Below are 13927 nucleotides of genomic sequence, written 5' to 3'. Positions count from 1 at the left end.
TTCAGCACACACAAAAAGACGCGGGCCGCATCGAAGCGGCCCGTCGGGGGGTGCGCCGGCAGCGGCGCGGTGGACGGATCAGGCGCCCTTGCCGTTCAGCACCAGTTCCTGACGGGAAGCGGCGCGCCGGTCGTAGCGCGACAGGCCAAGCCCGTCGGTGCTGATCGCGGGACGCTGGCCCATGACGAGGTCGGCGACCAGCTTGCCGGAACCGCAAGCCATGGTCCAACCCAGGGTGCCGTGGCCCGTGTTCAGATAGAGGTTGCCGTAGCGCGTGGCGCCGACAACCGGCGTGCTGTCCGGCGTCATGGGACGCAGGCCCGTCCAGAATTCGGCCTGGGCGACGTGACCGCTACCCGGGAACAGGTCGTTGACGACCAGTTCCAGCGTCTTGCGGCGGGCGTCCTTCAGGCGCAGGTCAAAGCCCGACAGTTCCGCCATGCCGCCCACGCGGATCCGCTGGTCAAAGCGCGTGACGGCGACCTTGTAGGTTTCGTCCAGAACGGTGGACACCGGCGCGGCGGCCTCGTCCTTCATGGGGATGGTCAGCGAATAGCCCTTGACCGGATACACCGGCAGGTCCAGTCCCAGGGGTTCCAGGAAACCGCGGGTGTAGCTGCCGAAGGCCGCCACGTAGCGGTCGGCCGTCAGGACCTCGTTGCCCACGCGCACGCCGGTGATCTGGCCGCCGGCCGTGTTCAGCCCCGTGACGCTTTGGCCAAAGCGGAAATCCACGCCCAGTTCGGCCGCCATGTCGGCCAGCCGGCGGGTAAAGAGCTGGCAGTCGCCGGTTTCGTCGTTGGGCAGGCGCAGACCGCCGGAAAGCTTGTGGGCGGAATTGGCCAGCGCGGGTTCGGCGGTCACGAGGCGGTGACGGTCCAGGAGTTCGTAGGGGACACCCACCTCTTCGAGCACGGCGATGTCGCGGCGCGCGGCCTCCATCTGGGCATCGGTGCGAAACAGCTGCAGCGTGCCCCGGGCGCGTTCTTCATAGTGGATGCCGGTGGAAGCGCGCAGTTCGCGCAGGCAGTCGCGGCTGTACTCGGACAGGCGCAGCATGCGTTCCTTGTTGACGGCATAACGGTCGGCCGAGCAGTTGGCCAGCATGGCGGCCATCCATTTCAGCTGGTACAGGCTGCCGTCCAGGCGGATCGCCAAGGGCGCGTGCTTTTGAAACAGCCATTTGATCGCCTTGAGCGGAATGCCGGGCGCCGCCCACGGGGTGGAATAGCCGGGCGAGACCTGTCCGGCATTGGCGTAGCTGGTTTCCTGCGCAGCCGCGGGCTGGCGGTCCAGCACGGTCACTTTGGCGCCCTGCCGGGCCAGGTAATAGGCAGTGGTGGTGCCGATGACGCCGCTGCCAAGGACGATCACATGCATGATTCTTTCCGATAGTTGGTATTGTCTGGGAATTTCGGTAGTCTATGACCCCTTCGGCAGTGAAAAACACTGAAGATTTTGCTTTACCAGTGCTTTTTCTCGGGCCACCCCGTTTTTTTGATCCGCAAAAGTGAAATGCGCGACCTCGACCGAATCGACCTCAAAATCCTCGATATCCTGCAGCGCGAAGGCCGGATTTCGGTCACCGAATTGGCAGAGCGCGTCAGCCTGTCGGCCACCCCCTGCTCCGACCGCGTCAAGCGCATGGAGCGCGAGGGCGTCATCACGGGTTACCATGCGCGCGTCAATCCGGCGGCGCTGGGCAAGAACCTGCTCGTCTTCCTGGAAATCAAGCTGTCGGCCAAATCGGGCGACGTCTTCGACAAGGTCAAGAAAGAGTTGCTGTACGTCCCGGAAGTCATGGAGTGCCACCTGGTGTCGGGGGACTTCGACTATCTGGTCAAGGCCCGCCTGACCGAAATGAACGAGTACCGCCGTCTTTTGGGCGAAATCCTCAAGCGCCTGCCCGCCTCCGCCGAATCGCACAGCTACATCGTGATGGAGGAAATCAAGGAGACGCTCTTTCTGCCGGTGGACCGTTAGGGCCTGTTCACACTAAAAGATGGGATGCGCCCTGCCCTGGCCACCTGCGGCCGCGGGGTTGTTACCGAAAAAACCGTTGGCGGCTGCTATGCTGCGGCCCTCCCGGCGAACCAATGCGTTCGTCCGACCCTATTTTTGCTCTTGCCTATGACCCGTCTTTATAAATACTTCTTTCGCGGCCTGATCACCGTCCTGCCGCTGGCGCTGACGATCTACCTGCTGTATCTCTTTCTGGCCTGGACTGAAGGCGTGGCGCTGACCTTCCTGCGCCCCTTCATCGGCGGCTTCTACGTGCCGGGCATGGGTCTGGCGCTGGGGATCCTGGGCATCCTGGCCATCGGCTATCTCGTGTCCAAGCAGCGCGTGCAGCGCGTTTTGACGCTGGTCGAGATGCCGTTTACCAACCTGCCGGTGGTCAAGAGCATCTATTCGTCGCTCAAGAGCTTTGCCGACTACTTTTCGCCCAGTTCCAAGAACACCGCCCAGCAGGTCGTCGTCCTGCGCATCCCGGGCCAGCAACTGGAGTTGGTGGGCCTGGTGACCCGCCGCGGCACGGACGGCCTGCCCGAAGGGTTCACCCAGGGCGACCGCGTCGCGGTCTACCTGCCGATGGGTTACATGATCGGCGGCTACACCGTCTTCGTGCCGCAGGAATGGGTGCAGCCCATCCAGATGTCCGTCGAGGAAGCCATGCGCTCGTCGCTGATCGCCTGGATGGCGCGCGCCGAAACCGGCAACAACCGCCCCGTGCCTCCCGCCAGCCCGCAGGCGCCCGCGGAGGACCCCGCCGCTGTCCCGGCCGCCTCGGCCGCGACTTCGCCAGCCAACCCCGCCGCCCCGGCCAATCCCGGCACCCCCGGCAACGGCCCGGCCTGACCCCGCCGTTTCGAAAGCTCATCATGTCCATCATCGAATTCACGCTCGCCGAAGGCAGCCCCTATATCGAGATCAACCAGCTGCTGAAGGCGACCGGCCTGTGCGACAGCGGCGGCGCCGGCAAGATGCTGGTGGCGGACGGCCAGGTCAGCGTCGGCGGCGTGGTCGAAACACGCAAGACGGCCAAGATCCGCGATGGCCAGATCGTGACCTGCGGCGGCGTGCGCATCGTGGTCCGTGCCTTTGCCGGCCCGCATGACGACGCCGGCGGCAGCGCCTGATTCCCTGTTGATCCCATTCGCCGCGAGCCGTCATGAAACTCAAGATGTCCCAGAACTCCATTTTTGCCGTGCTGCTGCGCTCGCCGTGGTGGATGAGCGCCGGCGTGGCCGTGCTGCTCAGCGCCGGCGGCTTTGCCGCGCTGCCGCTGGAGTATGCCGCGATGGGCGTCTTTGCCGCGGTGCCGTTCGCCGTGATTTCCCTGATGGCGGCCTACAAGCAACTGCGCGCCCCGTCCGGCGCGCGCGTGCAGGCGGTCACCGAAGCGGTGGCCGCGATGTCGTGGGCCGACTTTTCGCGGACCGTTGAAGCCGGCTTCCGGCGCGACGGCTGCGAGGTCGAGCGCCTGCAGACGCCCGGCGCCGATTTCGCGCTGACCAAGGACGGCCACGTGGCGATTGTCAGCGCCAAACGCTGGAAGGCCGCCAGGAATGGCGTGGAGCCGCTGCGCGAGCTGCAGGCCGTGCGCGAAAAGCGCTGCGCCCGCGAAGCCATCTACATCGCGCTGGGCGACGTATCCGACAACGCGCTGCAGTACGCGAAGGCGCAGGGAGTCTCGCTTATGACGGCGCCGGAACTGTCCAAGCTGCTGCGCGACCTGAAAGTCTGAAAGCCTGAAAACCAGAATGCCGCCCGGCGCGGCCTACACCACCATGACCGACGTGGCCGCCACGACGCGCCACGCGCCCGACGCAGAATCGGGCGTCCAGGTCCGCATGAAACGGAACGTGCCGTTGGCCGGCACGCCGTTGTAGCTGCCCGAGATGCGGGCCAGCACCGACACCACCGCGCAATCGGTCCGCGGCAGGATGCACTGCTCGGACAGGTCCAACGCATGAATCTTGAGCAGTCCGCCGCGGTGGGCGTCCAGGTCGTCTTCGCGCGTGACCGTCCAGCCCATGTGATTGACGAACAGCAGATCCGGGTCCAGCAGCGCCTCGAGCGCGGCGATGTCCGAGGACAGCATGGCTTGGCGCAGCCGTTCCTCGGCGGCCTGAATTGCGGCGGTGATCGAAGCGTGCATGGCGTGGGTTCCGGGCTGATCTTGGGATGACAACACGCCCGCATTCTATTCGGTCATCAGGCGTTTTGCCTTGTTGCCATTGCCGTACGCGCGCCCCGCGCGCATGCGCTTTAATTCACCTGCCGCCTGTTTGCGGCGCAACCCCACCTGTGATTTCCGAGATGACTTATCGCCTCCTTGCCGACCTTGTGCTGGTCATCCATGGACTGTTCGTCGCGTTCGTGGTCTTTGGCGGCCTCTTGGCGTTGTGGAGACCGCGCATGGCGTTCTGGCATCTGCCGGCGCTGGCCTGGGGCGCGCTGGTGATCGGCATGGGCTGGATCTGCCCGCTGACGCCGCTGGAGGTGTCGCTGCGCGAGCGGGCCGGCCAGGAAGGCTACGCGGGCGGCTTCATCGAACACTACATCCTCGGCATCATCTACCCCGAAGGCATCACCCGCCCCACGCAAATGCTGCTGGCGGCGCTGCTCATCGTGGGCAACCTTGTCATCTACACCGTGTGGGCGCGGCGCCGGGCCGGCGCGCGCCGTGAGGCCGCGGCGGCTTGCAGATAAGGGACGCCGCGGCGCTTCCCGTGGGGCTACAGACTACGCGCGATCACCAGGCGCTGGATGTCGCTGGTGCCTTCGTAGATCTGGCAGACGCGCACGTCGCGATAGATGCGCTCGACGGGAAAATCCTTCAGGTAGCCATAGCCGCCCAGCGTCTGGATCGCCGCCGAGCAGACCTTCTCGGCCATCTCGGACGCAAACAGCTTGGCCATGGAGGCCTCGGTCAGCGCCGGCCGGCCCGCTTCGCGCAAGGTCGCGGCGTGCAGCACCATCTGGCGCGCGGCGTGTATCTGGGTCGCCATGTCCGCCAGCCGGAACGACACGGCCTGGTGTTCGATGATCGGTTTGCCGAAGGCCTGGCGGTCGCGGGCGTAGTCGCGCGCGCATTCGAAGGCGGCGCGCGCCATGCCGACCGATTGCGCCGCGATGCCGATGCGGCCGCCCTCCAGGTTGGACAGGGCGATCTTGTAGCCCTCGCCTTCCTCGCCCAGCCGCCAGGCGGCCGGAATGCGCATGTCCTCAAAGGCAATCTGGCAGGTGTCGGAGGCGTGCTGCCCGAGCTTGTCTTCCACCCGCAGCACTTTGTAGCCGGGCGTGCTGGTGGGCACGATGAACGCGGAGATGCCGCGCTTGCCCGCGTCCGGGTCGGTGACCGCGAACACGATGACGGTCTGCCCGTTGCGGCCCGACGTGATGAACTGCTTGGCGCCATTCAGGATGTAGTCGCCGCCGTCGCGCCGCGCGCGGGTATGCAGGCTGCTGGCGTCGGACCCGGCCTGCGGCTCGGTCAGCGCGAACGCGCCGATGTGTTCGCCGCGCGCCAGCGGACGCAGGAACTGCGCCTTCTGTTCGTCATTGCCGAACTTCAGAATGGGCATGCAGCCGACCGAGTTGTGCACGCTCATGATGGTGGAGCAGGCACCGCTGCCCGCGGCGATTTCCTCCAGCGCCACCGCGTACGCGAGGTAGCCGCTGTCGTTGCCATCCCACGCTTCCGGCACCAGCATGCCGAAAAAGCCCAGTTGCGCCATCTCGGCGATGGCATCGGCGGGATAGTGATGCTCGCGGTCCCACCGCTCGGCGTTGGGCGCCAGGCGCTCCTGGGCAAACCGGCGCGCCATCTCCTGGACGCTTTGCTGTTCGTCGGTCAAAAGCATGCTTGTCTCTCCTGCTGCGCCAACCGGCAGGCAAGCCGCGGCGCGCGATTCTTGTGGGGTGCACGCGCGGCGCATGACGGAACGCGCCGCGTGATGGCGAGAATACACCGGCGCAGGCTAGGCCCGGGGCGCATCCTGTTCCGCGCGCTGCTGCGCCGGTCCCATCGCGCGGCTCAGGTTGTAGGCCGTGTTCACCAGCCCGATGTGCGAGAAGCCCTGCGGAAAATTGCCCACCAGCCGGCGCCGCACCACGTCGTATTCCTCGGACAGCAGCCCCAGGTCGTTGCGCAGCGACAGCAGGAGGTCGAAAAGCCGCTGCGCATCGCCCAGCCGCCCTTGCATCACGTAAGCATCCGCCAGCCAGAAGCTGCAGGCCAGGAACACGCCCTCCTCGCCTTCCAGGCCATCGTCGGTATCCTGGACGGCGTATCGGCGCACCAGCCCGCCGTGCATGAGCTCGCGCTCGATCGCGTGCACGGTGCCGGTCACGCGCGGATCGTTGGGCGGCAGAAAGCCCACCTGCGGGATCAGCAGCAGGCTGGCGTCCAGCGCTCGCGAGCCGTAGCTCTGCACGAAGCAGCCGCGCGTGCGGTCAAAACCGTTTTCGCAGATGTCCTTGTGGATGCGTTCGCGAATCCGGCGCCAGACTTCCACCGGCCCCTTCAATCCCCAGCGCTCGCAGGCCTTGACCGCCCGGTCGAACGCCACCCAGCACATCACCCGCGAATGCGTGAAGGCGCGGCGTTCGCCCCGCACCTCCCAGATGCCGTGGTCCAGTTCGCGCCAGCGCTGCTCCAGCGGCTTGAGCAACACGTTCTGCAGGCGCCAGGCCTCGGCAAGCGGCGCCAGGTCGGCGACGCGGGCCGCATACAAGGTGTCGATGAGCTCGCCGTAGATGTCGAGTTGGCTCTGCCCGGCCGCACCGTTGCCCCGGCGCACGGGCCGGCTGCCCTCGTAGCCGGGCAGCCAGGGGATTTCCAGCTCCGGCAGCCAGCGATCGCCGGCGATGCCGTACATGATCTGCAACTGGTCGGGGTGCCCGGCCACTGCGCGCAGCAGCCATTGCCGCCATGCCTCGGCTTCCTCGCGATACCCGGCGTTGAGCAAGGCGTACAGCGTCAGCGCCGAGTCGCGCAGCCAGCAATGCCGGTAATCCCAATTGCGGCCGCCGCCCAGCTGTTCGGGCAGCGAGGTCGTCGGCGCGGCGATGATCCCGCCGGTGGGCTGGAATGTCAGCAGCTTCAGCGTGATCAGCGAGCGCACCACCGCGTCACGGGTGCCGTCGCCCGGTCCGTCCCAATGGCAGCGCTTGGACCACTCCTGCCACCACGAGACGGTGCGGTCCATGCTTTCGACCCGGTCGGGCACGAACCGGGGCGTGCGGTGCGAGCGGTGATACGACAGGGTGAACGGCACGACGCGCCCGGGATGCACCGCAAAGCGCGCCGTCGTCTTCATGTCGTGGCCTTCCAGCTCGATGGGCGTGTGCAGCTCGACGGCGTCCGGCCCGGCGATGGCGTTGAGTCCGTAGTCGCGCCGCCGCACCCACGGCACGCTCTGGCCGTAGTTAAAGCGCAGGATCAGCTCCATGTCCATCTGCACATGGCCGGACTCGCCGCGCACGATGCGCACGACATCCACCCGCTCGTCGTCGTCGCTGAGCGGCATGAAGTCTTGCACCAGCACCGATCCCGTGCGGGTTTCGAAACGGGTTTCCAGCACCGCCGTGTCGGGCACGTAGCGGCGCGACGTGGCGCGGACCTTGCCGTGCGGCGCAATGAGCCAGCGTCCATGGCTCTGGTCGCCCAGCAACGCGGCAAAGCACGCGGGCGAATCGAAGTGCGGCAGGCACAACCAGTCGATCGAGCCGTCCCGCGCGACCAGCGCCGCGGACAGCATGTTGCCGATGAGGCCGTAATCCTCGAGCGGTTTGGACATGCCGGTCCTCAACCCGCGCCGCGGAATTCGGGATACAGCGTCATGCCGCCATCCACGAAGAGCGTGGTGCCGGTGACGTAGTCCGACGCATCGCCCGCCAGCCAGACGGCGGCCTGCGCAATGTCCTCGGGCTCGCCGATCCGGCCATAAGGGATGAGCTCCAGCAGCTTGGCCAGCGCCTGCGGCGTGTCCCACGCGGGCTGGTTGATCGCGGTGCGAATGGCGCCGGGCGCAATGGAGTTGACCCGGATCCGGTCCGGCGCCAGTTCCTGGGCCAGCGATTTCATCAGCAGCGAAATGCCGCCCTTGGAGGCCGCGTAGTTCACCTGAAACGCCCACGGGATCACTTCGTGGACCGAACTGATGAACAGGATGTTGCCCACGGACAGCTTCTGGCGGGCAGGATCCGGGGACTGCGACTTGAAAGCCCGGGCCGCCGCGCGGGCGCAGAGGAAGTGCCCGGTCAGATTGACGTCGATCACCCGCTGCCAGTCCGCGAGCGTCATGTCGGCGATCGGCGACGGATGCTCAACGCCCGCGTTGTTGACCAGGATGTCCACCCGGCCGAAATGCTGCATCGCCTGCTCGAACAGATGGTCGACGTCGGCTTCGCGGCTGATGTCCGCGGCCGCCGCCACCGCCGTGCCGCCGCTGCGCTGAATCGATTCCACCACCGCCGCGCCGCGGGCCTGCGAATCGCCGCCAGCCCGGTGGTTCACCACCACCCGCGCACCCGCTTGCGCGAGGCCGATTGCCACGGCGCGTCCAATACCGGACGACGCGCCCGTCACCACGGCCACGCGGCCGTTCAGGTCAGTCGTGTGCTGCATGCCAGTCTCCTTGGCGGTCGGCATGGGCCGGCCGCCGGTGTAGAGGAATCCAGGGTAGTCCCGCGCAAGGGGCCGGCGCAACCCGGCCGCTTCGGAGCGGCGGACAGCAAGCGCCATTCCTCAGGCCGGAAACACAATAATGCAACACCATAAGTTGCGTAAGAAGCCGCCGGCTTCTATCATGCAACTTTCAAAGTATCGAAATCTCAATTCTCAGCCCCCTGAGTTCAGCCCGTTCCGGAGGATCCTTCATGCACTACGACGTCATCATCATCGGCGGCAGCTTTGCCGGCCTGTCCGCCGCCATGCAATTGGCGCGAGCGCGCCGGCAGGTGCTGCTTGTCGATGCCGCCCGGCCCCGCAACCGCTACGCCGCGCACGCGCACGGATTTCTGGGCCAAGACGGCGTGCCGCCGCAGGAGATCGTGGCCAATGCCCGCGCGCAGCTTGCGCGCTATCCGACGGTGTCGTTCCTGGACGGCGAGGCGATCCAGGCGCTGGCGCAGGACGGCGGCTTTGCCGTCGTCATGGCGGGCGGCGAACAGGTGCGCGGCGCGCGCCTGATCCTGGCGACCGGCATGCGCGACGAACTGCCGCCACTGCCCGGATTGCAGGCGCGCTGGGGCCAGACCGTGCTGCACTGCCCGTACTGCCACGGCTTCGAGGTGGCAGGCGAACCGCTGGGCGTGCTGGCCGCGCATCCGATGTCGGTTCACCAGGCGATGTTGCTGCCCGATTGGGGGCCGACCACCTACTTCACGCAGGGCCAGTTCGAACCGTCGCCCGAGGATGCCCGCCATCTTGCCGCGCGCGGCGTCCACGTGGAACGCACGCCCGTCGTGGCGCTGCTGGGCGACGCGCCAGCCCTGACGGGCGTGGTGCTGGCCGACGGCCGCGAGGTGCCGGTACGCGCGCTGTTTGTCGCCAGCCGCGTGCACATGGCCAGCCCGCTGGCCGCACAGCTGGGCTGCGAATTCGACGAGGGGCCGTTGGGACCCGTCATTCGCGTGGACGACATGAAGCAGACCACCGTGCCCGGCGTGTTCGCCGCGGGCGACGCGTCGACCCCGATGTCCAACGCCACGCTGGCCAGCGCCTCGGGCGTCATGTCGGGCGTGTGCGCGCACCGCTCGCTGGTCATGCCATGACGTCATGCAGACGGGGCCCTGGCCCGTGCATAATGGCGGGATTGCCGGCCCGCTCTCCGCCTGGAGCACGGGCCGCATGTTCATCCGACCATGCATCCAGGAGCAGCCGTGCTGGATCCCATCCTCGCCGAACTTTCCACTACCCTGCCCGCCGCCAAGTCGGTCGAGCAGTTGACCCGCCCGCTGCTGGACATGCTGGGCGCCGTAACCGGGCTTGAATCGACATACCTTACCTCGATCGACCTGAAGGCCGAGCTGCAACGCGTACGCTACGCGCGCAACGTGGGACACCTGCAGATCCCGGAAGGCCTGTCGGTGCCCTGGGACGACACGCTGTGCAAGCGCGCGCTGGACGAAGGCCGCATGAGCACCAGCAACGTCGCGCAGTGCTGGCCCGATTCGGACGCGGCCCGGCAACTGGGCATACAGACCTACGTCAGCACACCGGTGCGCGCCGACGATGGCGCCTTGTACGGAACGCTGTGCGCCGCCAGCGCCCGCCGCCACGAAATCAGTCCCGAGGCCGAAGCGGTGCTGAAACTGTTTTCCAGCGTGATCGCCAGTTTCATAGAGCGCGAAATGCTGGTTGAGCAACTGCATGCGGCCAACGTGCAGCTCCTGTCGTATGCGCTGACCGACATGCTGACGGGCCTGCCCAACCGGCGCGCGCTTTACGAAGCGCTGGACCGGCTGCTGGCGCGGGCCGTGCGCGAACACGGCAGCGTGCTGGTCGGCGTCATCGACCTGGACGGGTTCAAAAGCATCAACGACACGTACGGCCACCAGGCGGGCGACACCTTTCTGCAGGAAGTTTCGCGGCGCATGGCCGCGGCGCTGCGCGGATCGGACATGCTGGGACGCGTGGGCGGTGACGAATTCGTCCTGATCGGGCCCGGCCCCGCGCTCATTCGCAAGCGGCCGGATGCTGGCGGCGTGGCGCAACAGGCCGAAGCCGAAGAAGCGGCGCGCGCCATGGAAGAGCGCATCCTGGCTGCCACGATGGGGCGCTATCCGCTGGGCGAAACCACGGTGGCCTATGAGGGCGCCAGCGCCGGGGTGGTGGCGCTGGACCCGGCCGGACTGGACGCCGAAGCGGCCGTCCGGCTGGCCGATGCGCGGATGTATGAAATCAAGCAAGCGCGCCGCGCGGCGCGCACCATTCACTGATTGGCCGCGCGGCGCATCGGCCTTCGATGCGCCGGCGCGCAAACCCGCGTTGACGCGCGGGCGCGCGCCTATTGCAGTTGCGCCTTGAAGAACGCCGCCACGCGGGCGTTCAGGTCCTGATGGAATGCGGTGCGATCAAAGCCTGGCTCATCGCGGCAGATGCCGGGCGATGCCTCGGCCTGTTCGGCGCCGCACGGCGCGAGAAACGCGAAATGTCCGGCGCCGTCGGCCACCTGGTAGTCGGGCGCGGCGCCCAGGCCCTCGCGCACCGCCTGCACGCTGGCGGGGCTGACGCCATCGCCGCCCTGCGCTGAAGCCCAAAGCTGGATCGGCAGCGACACGCGCTTGAGCGCCTCTTGCGGAAAGACATTGAGCGGGTCGGCAATGACCGCCGCCTTGATGCGCGCGTCCTGCGGATACGGTTGCTGCGGCACCCGGCCCGCCGCGATGTCGCGGCACATGGGCAGCGATGCCTGGCTGGCGCAGATTGCCAGTCCCGCCGCCAGGTCCGGCGCCGCACCCGCCAGCACCAGGCCCGTATAACCTCCGCGTGAAAACCCAAAGAAGCCGATCTTCTCGGGATCCAGCCTCGCCTTGTCGGGCCACGTGCCGGTCATGTAGTCGATCAGACGGCGCACTTCGCGCGGCCGGGTGGAAAAAATGGACAGATAGCCCTGGCGCGACTTGTCCTGCGCGTTGTCGCCCACGTGATTGATCGCCGCCACAACGAAGCCCGCATCGGCCAGCGCGGCGGCGGTGTCATGGTGGCTGAGGTACGAACCCGCCGAGCCATGCGACATGACGATGAGCGGGTAGCGGCCTTCGGGCAGCTTGCAGCCCTGCACGCCCTGGATGGTGACGCGACCCACCTTGATTTCACCGGCCGGTTCGGCGCAGGGCGTCCAGACCGCGCCTTGCAGGCCGGGACCGTTCTGGTCCATGGGCAGGTTCAGGCGTTGAAAACCGGCGGCGTGCGCCATGCCGGCGGACAGGGCCAGCGCAGCAGAAACCAGGGAGACGGCGAGCTTGGGAACGAGCATGCAGTAAAGAATTCTTAGAGACGCGCGGCGCGCGGATGGCGAGATTGTGGCATGCGCGATTCCCCGGCGGCGCGAGGCCTGGGCGTGCAAAAAAAGAACGCCACAGGCAGCCTGTGGCGTTCATGCGTTGACGGCCAATGCGTTGACGGAAAGTCAGGCGCTTACCGCACCTTGCCGGCCTTCCACGCCGACAGCAGCTGGTCGTACGGAATCGTTTCGCCCTTGGGCTTTTCATTGGCCAGCTTCTTCCACGGCGCGTGCTGGTCGGACAGCCACTTGCTGGGATCGCTCTTGGGATTGAGCTTGGGCGCGCATTGGGCCATCCCGGCCCGTTCAAGCCGCGCCATCACCTGATCCATTTCGTTCGCCAGATTGTCCATGGCCGCCTGCGGGGTCTTTTCGCCCGTGACCGCGGTGGCGACGTTCTTCCACCACAGCTGCGCCAGCTTCGGATAATCCGGAACGTTGGTGCCGGTCGGCGTCCAGGCCACGCGCGCCGGACTGCGGTAGAACTCGATCAGGCCGCCGTAGTTGGCCGCGTTCTTGGTGAAGAACTCGCTGTTGATGTCGCTGTCGCGGATGAAGGTCAGGCCCGTGATCGACTTTTTCAGCGACACCGACTTGGACGTGACGAACTGCGCGTACAGCCAGGCGGCCGCCATCTTGTCGGGGTTGGTGGACTTGAAGAACGTCCACGATCCCACGTCCTGGTAGCCGTTCTGCATGCCGTCCTTCCAGTACGGACCATAGGGCGACGGGGCCATGCGCCACTTCGGCGTGCCGTCGTCGTTCACGACCGGCAGGCCCTTCTTGGTCATGTCGGCGGTAAAGGCGGTGTACCAGAAGATCTGCTGCGCGATCTGGCCCTGCGCCGGCACGGGCCCCGCCTCCGAGAAGGTCATGCCCATGGCCTGCTGCGGCGCGAACTTCTTCATCCAGTCGATGTACTTGGTCAGTGCGTATACGGCGGCCGGGCTGTTGGTGGCCCCGCCGCGCGAGACCGACGCGCCGACCGGCGTGCATTTGTCGTCGGCGACGCGGATGCCCCACTCGTCCACCGGCATGCCGTTGGGCAGCCCCTTGTCGGCCGCGCCCGCCATGGACAGCCACGCATCGGTGAAGCGCCAGCCCAGCGACGGGTCTTTCTTGCCATAGTCCATGTGGCCGTAGACGCGCTTGCCGTCGATCTCCTTGACGTCGTTGGAGAAGAACGTGGCGATGTCTTCGTACGCGGACCAGTTGGTGGGCACGCCCAGCTCATAGCCGTACTTGGCCTTGAATTTTTCCTTCAGGTCCGGGCGGGCGAACCAGTCGGCGCGGAACCAGTACACGTTGGCGAATTGCTGGTCCGGCAACTGGTACAGCTTGCCGTCGGGCGCCGTCGTGAACTTGGTGCCGATGAAATCCTTCAGGTCCAATCCGGGATTGGTCCATTCCTTGCCCGCCCCGGCCATGTAGTCGGACAGCGGCAGGATGGCGCCATAGCGGTAGTGCGTGCCGATCAGGTCGGAATCGGAGATCCAGCCGTCGTAGATGGACTTGCCGGACTGCATGGACGTCTGCAGCTTTTCGACGACGTCACCTTCCTGGATAAGGTCGTGGTTGACCTTGATGCCGGTGATGTCGGCAAAAGCCTTGGCCAGCACCTTGGATTCGTACTCGTGCGTGGTGATGGTTTCGGACACCACGCTGACCTCATTGATGCCCTTGGCCTTTAGCTTGGCCGCGGCATCGATGAACCATTTCATTTCGGCCATCTGCTGTTCCTTGGACAGCGACGACGGCTGAAACTCCGAATCGACCCACTTCTTCGCCTCCGGCTCGCCGGCCCAAGCCCCTGACGTTCCGATCAGGGCGATAGCGGCCGCCATGGCGTGCATGCGCAATTTCATGACCTGTCTCCTCGATAAGTCTTCCCCTATCGTGCTGCGGAC

14 protein-coding genes are annotated in these 13927 nt (G+C 66.6%); 7 read left to right on the top strand and 7 right to left on the bottom strand.

Annotated elements, in window-relative coordinates; translation table 11 throughout:
• Positions 1-78 precede the first annotated feature (78 nt).
• On the bottom strand, positions 79-1380 hold the full coding sequence (locus KVT32_RS15305) for a D-amino acid dehydrogenase (protein ID WP_152384325.1): 1302 nt from the start codon (positions 1378-1380) through the stop codon (positions 79-81).
• Positions 1381-1515: 135 nt separating this feature from the next.
• Between KVT32_RS15305 and KVT32_RS15300 the strand changes: the two genes are divergently transcribed.
• The 4 genes from KVT32_RS15300 (at position 1516) to KVT32_RS15285 (ending at position 3748) form a co-directional block, all read left to right on the top strand.
• A complete protein-coding gene (locus KVT32_RS15300; RefSeq protein WP_056317296.1) occupies positions 1516-1983 on the top strand; it encodes a winged helix-turn-helix transcriptional regulator in 468 nt (155 codons plus the stop codon).
• 147 nt (positions 1984-2130) lie between these two features.
• Positions 2131-2859, top strand: coding sequence for a DUF502 domain-containing protein (locus tag KVT32_RS15295; protein WP_175155397.1), 729 nt, complete (start codon positions 2131-2133; stop codon positions 2857-2859).
• 23 nt (positions 2860-2882) lie between these two features.
• On the top strand, positions 2883-3140 hold the full coding sequence (locus tag KVT32_RS15290; RefSeq protein ID WP_063953978.1) for an RNA-binding S4 domain-containing protein: 258 nt from the start codon (positions 2883-2885) through the stop codon (positions 3138-3140).
• A 32-nt stretch (positions 3141-3172) separates the two neighbouring features.
• Positions 3173-3748 (top strand): restriction endonuclease, encoded by a 576-nt coding sequence (locus tag KVT32_RS15285; protein WP_217618460.1) that lies wholly within the window; start codon positions 3173-3175, stop codon positions 3746-3748.
• Positions 3749-3781: 33 nt separating this feature from the next.
• On the opposite strand, the gene KVT32_RS15280 is transcribed toward KVT32_RS15285, so the two are convergent.
• A complete protein-coding gene (locus KVT32_RS15280) occupies positions 3782-4162 on the bottom strand; it encodes a nuclear transport factor 2 family protein (protein ID WP_152384322.1) in 381 nt (126 codons plus the stop codon).
• Positions 4163-4323: 161 nt separating this feature from the next.
• Here KVT32_RS15280 and KVT32_RS15275 point away from each other — a divergent pair, with 161 nt between their 5' ends.
• Positions 4324-4716 carry a DUF2784 domain-containing protein gene (locus KVT32_RS15275; RefSeq protein ID WP_152384321.1) on the top strand — a complete coding sequence of 131 codons (393 nt, stop codon included), beginning with the start codon at positions 4324-4326 and terminating at the stop codon, positions 4714-4716.
• A 26-nt stretch (positions 4717-4742) separates the two neighbouring features.
• Here the strand turns inward: KVT32_RS15275 and KVT32_RS15270 are convergent, their stop codons facing one another.
• The 3 genes from KVT32_RS15270 to KVT32_RS15260 all read right to left on the bottom strand — a co-directional run bounded on the left by KVT32_RS15270 (position 4743) and on the right by KVT32_RS15260 (position 8638).
• Complete coding sequence (locus KVT32_RS15270) at positions 4743-5870, bottom strand: acyl-CoA dehydrogenase family protein (protein WP_180099364.1); 1128 nt, start codon at positions 5868-5870, stop codon at positions 4743-4745.
• Positions 5871-5987: 117 nt separating this feature from the next.
• Positions 5988-7808 carry a glycoside hydrolase family 15 protein gene (locus tag KVT32_RS15265; protein WP_217618459.1) on the bottom strand — a complete coding sequence of 607 codons (1821 nt, stop codon included), beginning with the start codon at positions 7806-7808 and terminating at the stop codon, positions 5988-5990.
• Between the two features lie 8 nt (positions 7809-7816).
• Entirely contained in the window at positions 7817-8638 is an 822-nt protein-coding gene (locus KVT32_RS15260; protein ID WP_217618458.1) for a glucose 1-dehydrogenase, read from the bottom strand.
• A gap of 251 nt (positions 8639-8889) precedes the next feature.
• On the opposite strand from KVT32_RS15260, the gene KVT32_RS15255 reads away from it, so the two are divergent.
• Entirely contained in the window at positions 8890-9786 is an 897-nt protein-coding gene (locus tag KVT32_RS15255; protein ID WP_217618457.1) for an NAD(P)/FAD-dependent oxidoreductase, read from the top strand.
• A gap of 111 nt (positions 9787-9897) precedes the next feature.
• The gene (locus KVT32_RS15250) at positions 9898-10953 is read left to right on the top strand and encodes a sensor domain-containing diguanylate cyclase (RefSeq protein ID WP_227741381.1); all 1056 of its coding nucleotides are present in this window, start codon (positions 9898-9900) and stop codon (positions 10951-10953) included.
• A gap of 68 nt (positions 10954-11021) precedes the next feature.
• Here KVT32_RS15250 and KVT32_RS15245 read toward each other — a convergent pair whose 3' ends face one another.
• Positions 11022-11993 (bottom strand): alpha/beta fold hydrolase, encoded by a 972-nt coding sequence (locus tag KVT32_RS15245; protein ID WP_175155392.1) that lies wholly within the window; start codon positions 11991-11993, stop codon positions 11022-11024.
• Positions 11994-12154: 161 nt separating this feature from the next.
• Positions 12155-13885 (bottom strand): ABC transporter substrate-binding protein, encoded by a 1731-nt coding sequence (locus KVT32_RS15240; protein ID WP_063953969.1) that lies wholly within the window; start codon positions 13883-13885, stop codon positions 12155-12157.
• Positions 13886-13927 lie beyond the last annotated feature (42 nt).

It is taken from the genome of Achromobacter sp. GbtcB20, from assembly GCF_019091095.1.
GTDB classification, from domain to species: Bacteria; Pseudomonadota; Gammaproteobacteria; order Burkholderiales; family Burkholderiaceae_B; genus Achromobacter; species Achromobacter mucicolens.
The sequence above is the reverse complement of the archived record's forward strand: the minus strand, read 5'-3'. Positions and strand labels throughout refer to the sequence as shown.

What these genes read in the sequence shown, in the direction of transcription:
- KVT32_RS15260 (WP_217618458.1), bottom strand. Translation starts at nt 8,638, where the DNA reads ATGCAGCACACGACTGACCTGAACGGCCGCGTGGCCGTGGTGACGGGC.
- KVT32_RS15290 (WP_063953978.1), top strand. Translation starts at nt 2,883, where the DNA reads ATGTCCATCATCGAATTCACGCTCGCCGAAGGCAGCCCCTATATCGAG.
- KVT32_RS15275 (WP_152384321.1), top strand. Translation starts at nt 4,324, where the DNA reads ATGACTTATCGCCTCCTTGCCGACCTTGTGCTGGTCATCCATGGACTG.
- KVT32_RS15240 (WP_063953969.1), bottom strand. Translation starts at nt 13,885, where the DNA reads ATGAAATTGCGCATGCACGCCATGGCGGCCGCTATCGCCCTGATCGGA.
- KVT32_RS15295 (WP_175155397.1), top strand. Translation starts at nt 2,131, where the DNA reads ATGACCCGTCTTTATAAATACTTCTTTCGCGGCCTGATCACCGTCCTG.
- KVT32_RS15305 (WP_152384325.1), bottom strand. Translation starts at nt 1,380, where the DNA reads ATGCATGTGATCGTCCTTGGCAGCGGCGTCATCGGCACCACCACTGCC.
- KVT32_RS15255 (WP_217618457.1), top strand. Translation starts at nt 8,890, where the DNA reads ATGCACTACGACGTCATCATCATCGGCGGCAGCTTTGCCGGCCTGTCC.
- KVT32_RS15285 (WP_217618460.1), top strand. Translation starts at nt 3,173, where the DNA reads ATGAAACTCAAGATGTCCCAGAACTCCATTTTTGCCGTGCTGCTGCGC.
- KVT32_RS15270 (WP_180099364.1), bottom strand. Translation starts at nt 5,870, where the DNA reads ATGCTTTTGACCGACGAACAGCAAAGCGTCCAGGAGATGGCGCGCCGG.
- KVT32_RS15300 (WP_056317296.1), top strand. Translation starts at nt 1,516, where the DNA reads ATGCGCGACCTCGACCGAATCGACCTCAAAATCCTCGATATCCTGCAG.
- KVT32_RS15280 (WP_152384322.1), bottom strand. Translation starts at nt 4,162, where the DNA reads ATGCACGCTTCGATCACCGCCGCAATTCAGGCCGCCGAGGAACGGCTG.
- KVT32_RS15265 (WP_217618459.1), bottom strand. Translation starts at nt 7,808, where the DNA reads ATGTCCAAACCGCTCGAGGATTACGGCCTCATCGGCAACATGCTGTCC.
- KVT32_RS15245 (WP_175155392.1), bottom strand. Translation starts at nt 11,993, where the DNA reads ATGCTCGTTCCCAAGCTCGCCGTCTCCCTGGTTTCTGCTGCGCTGGCC.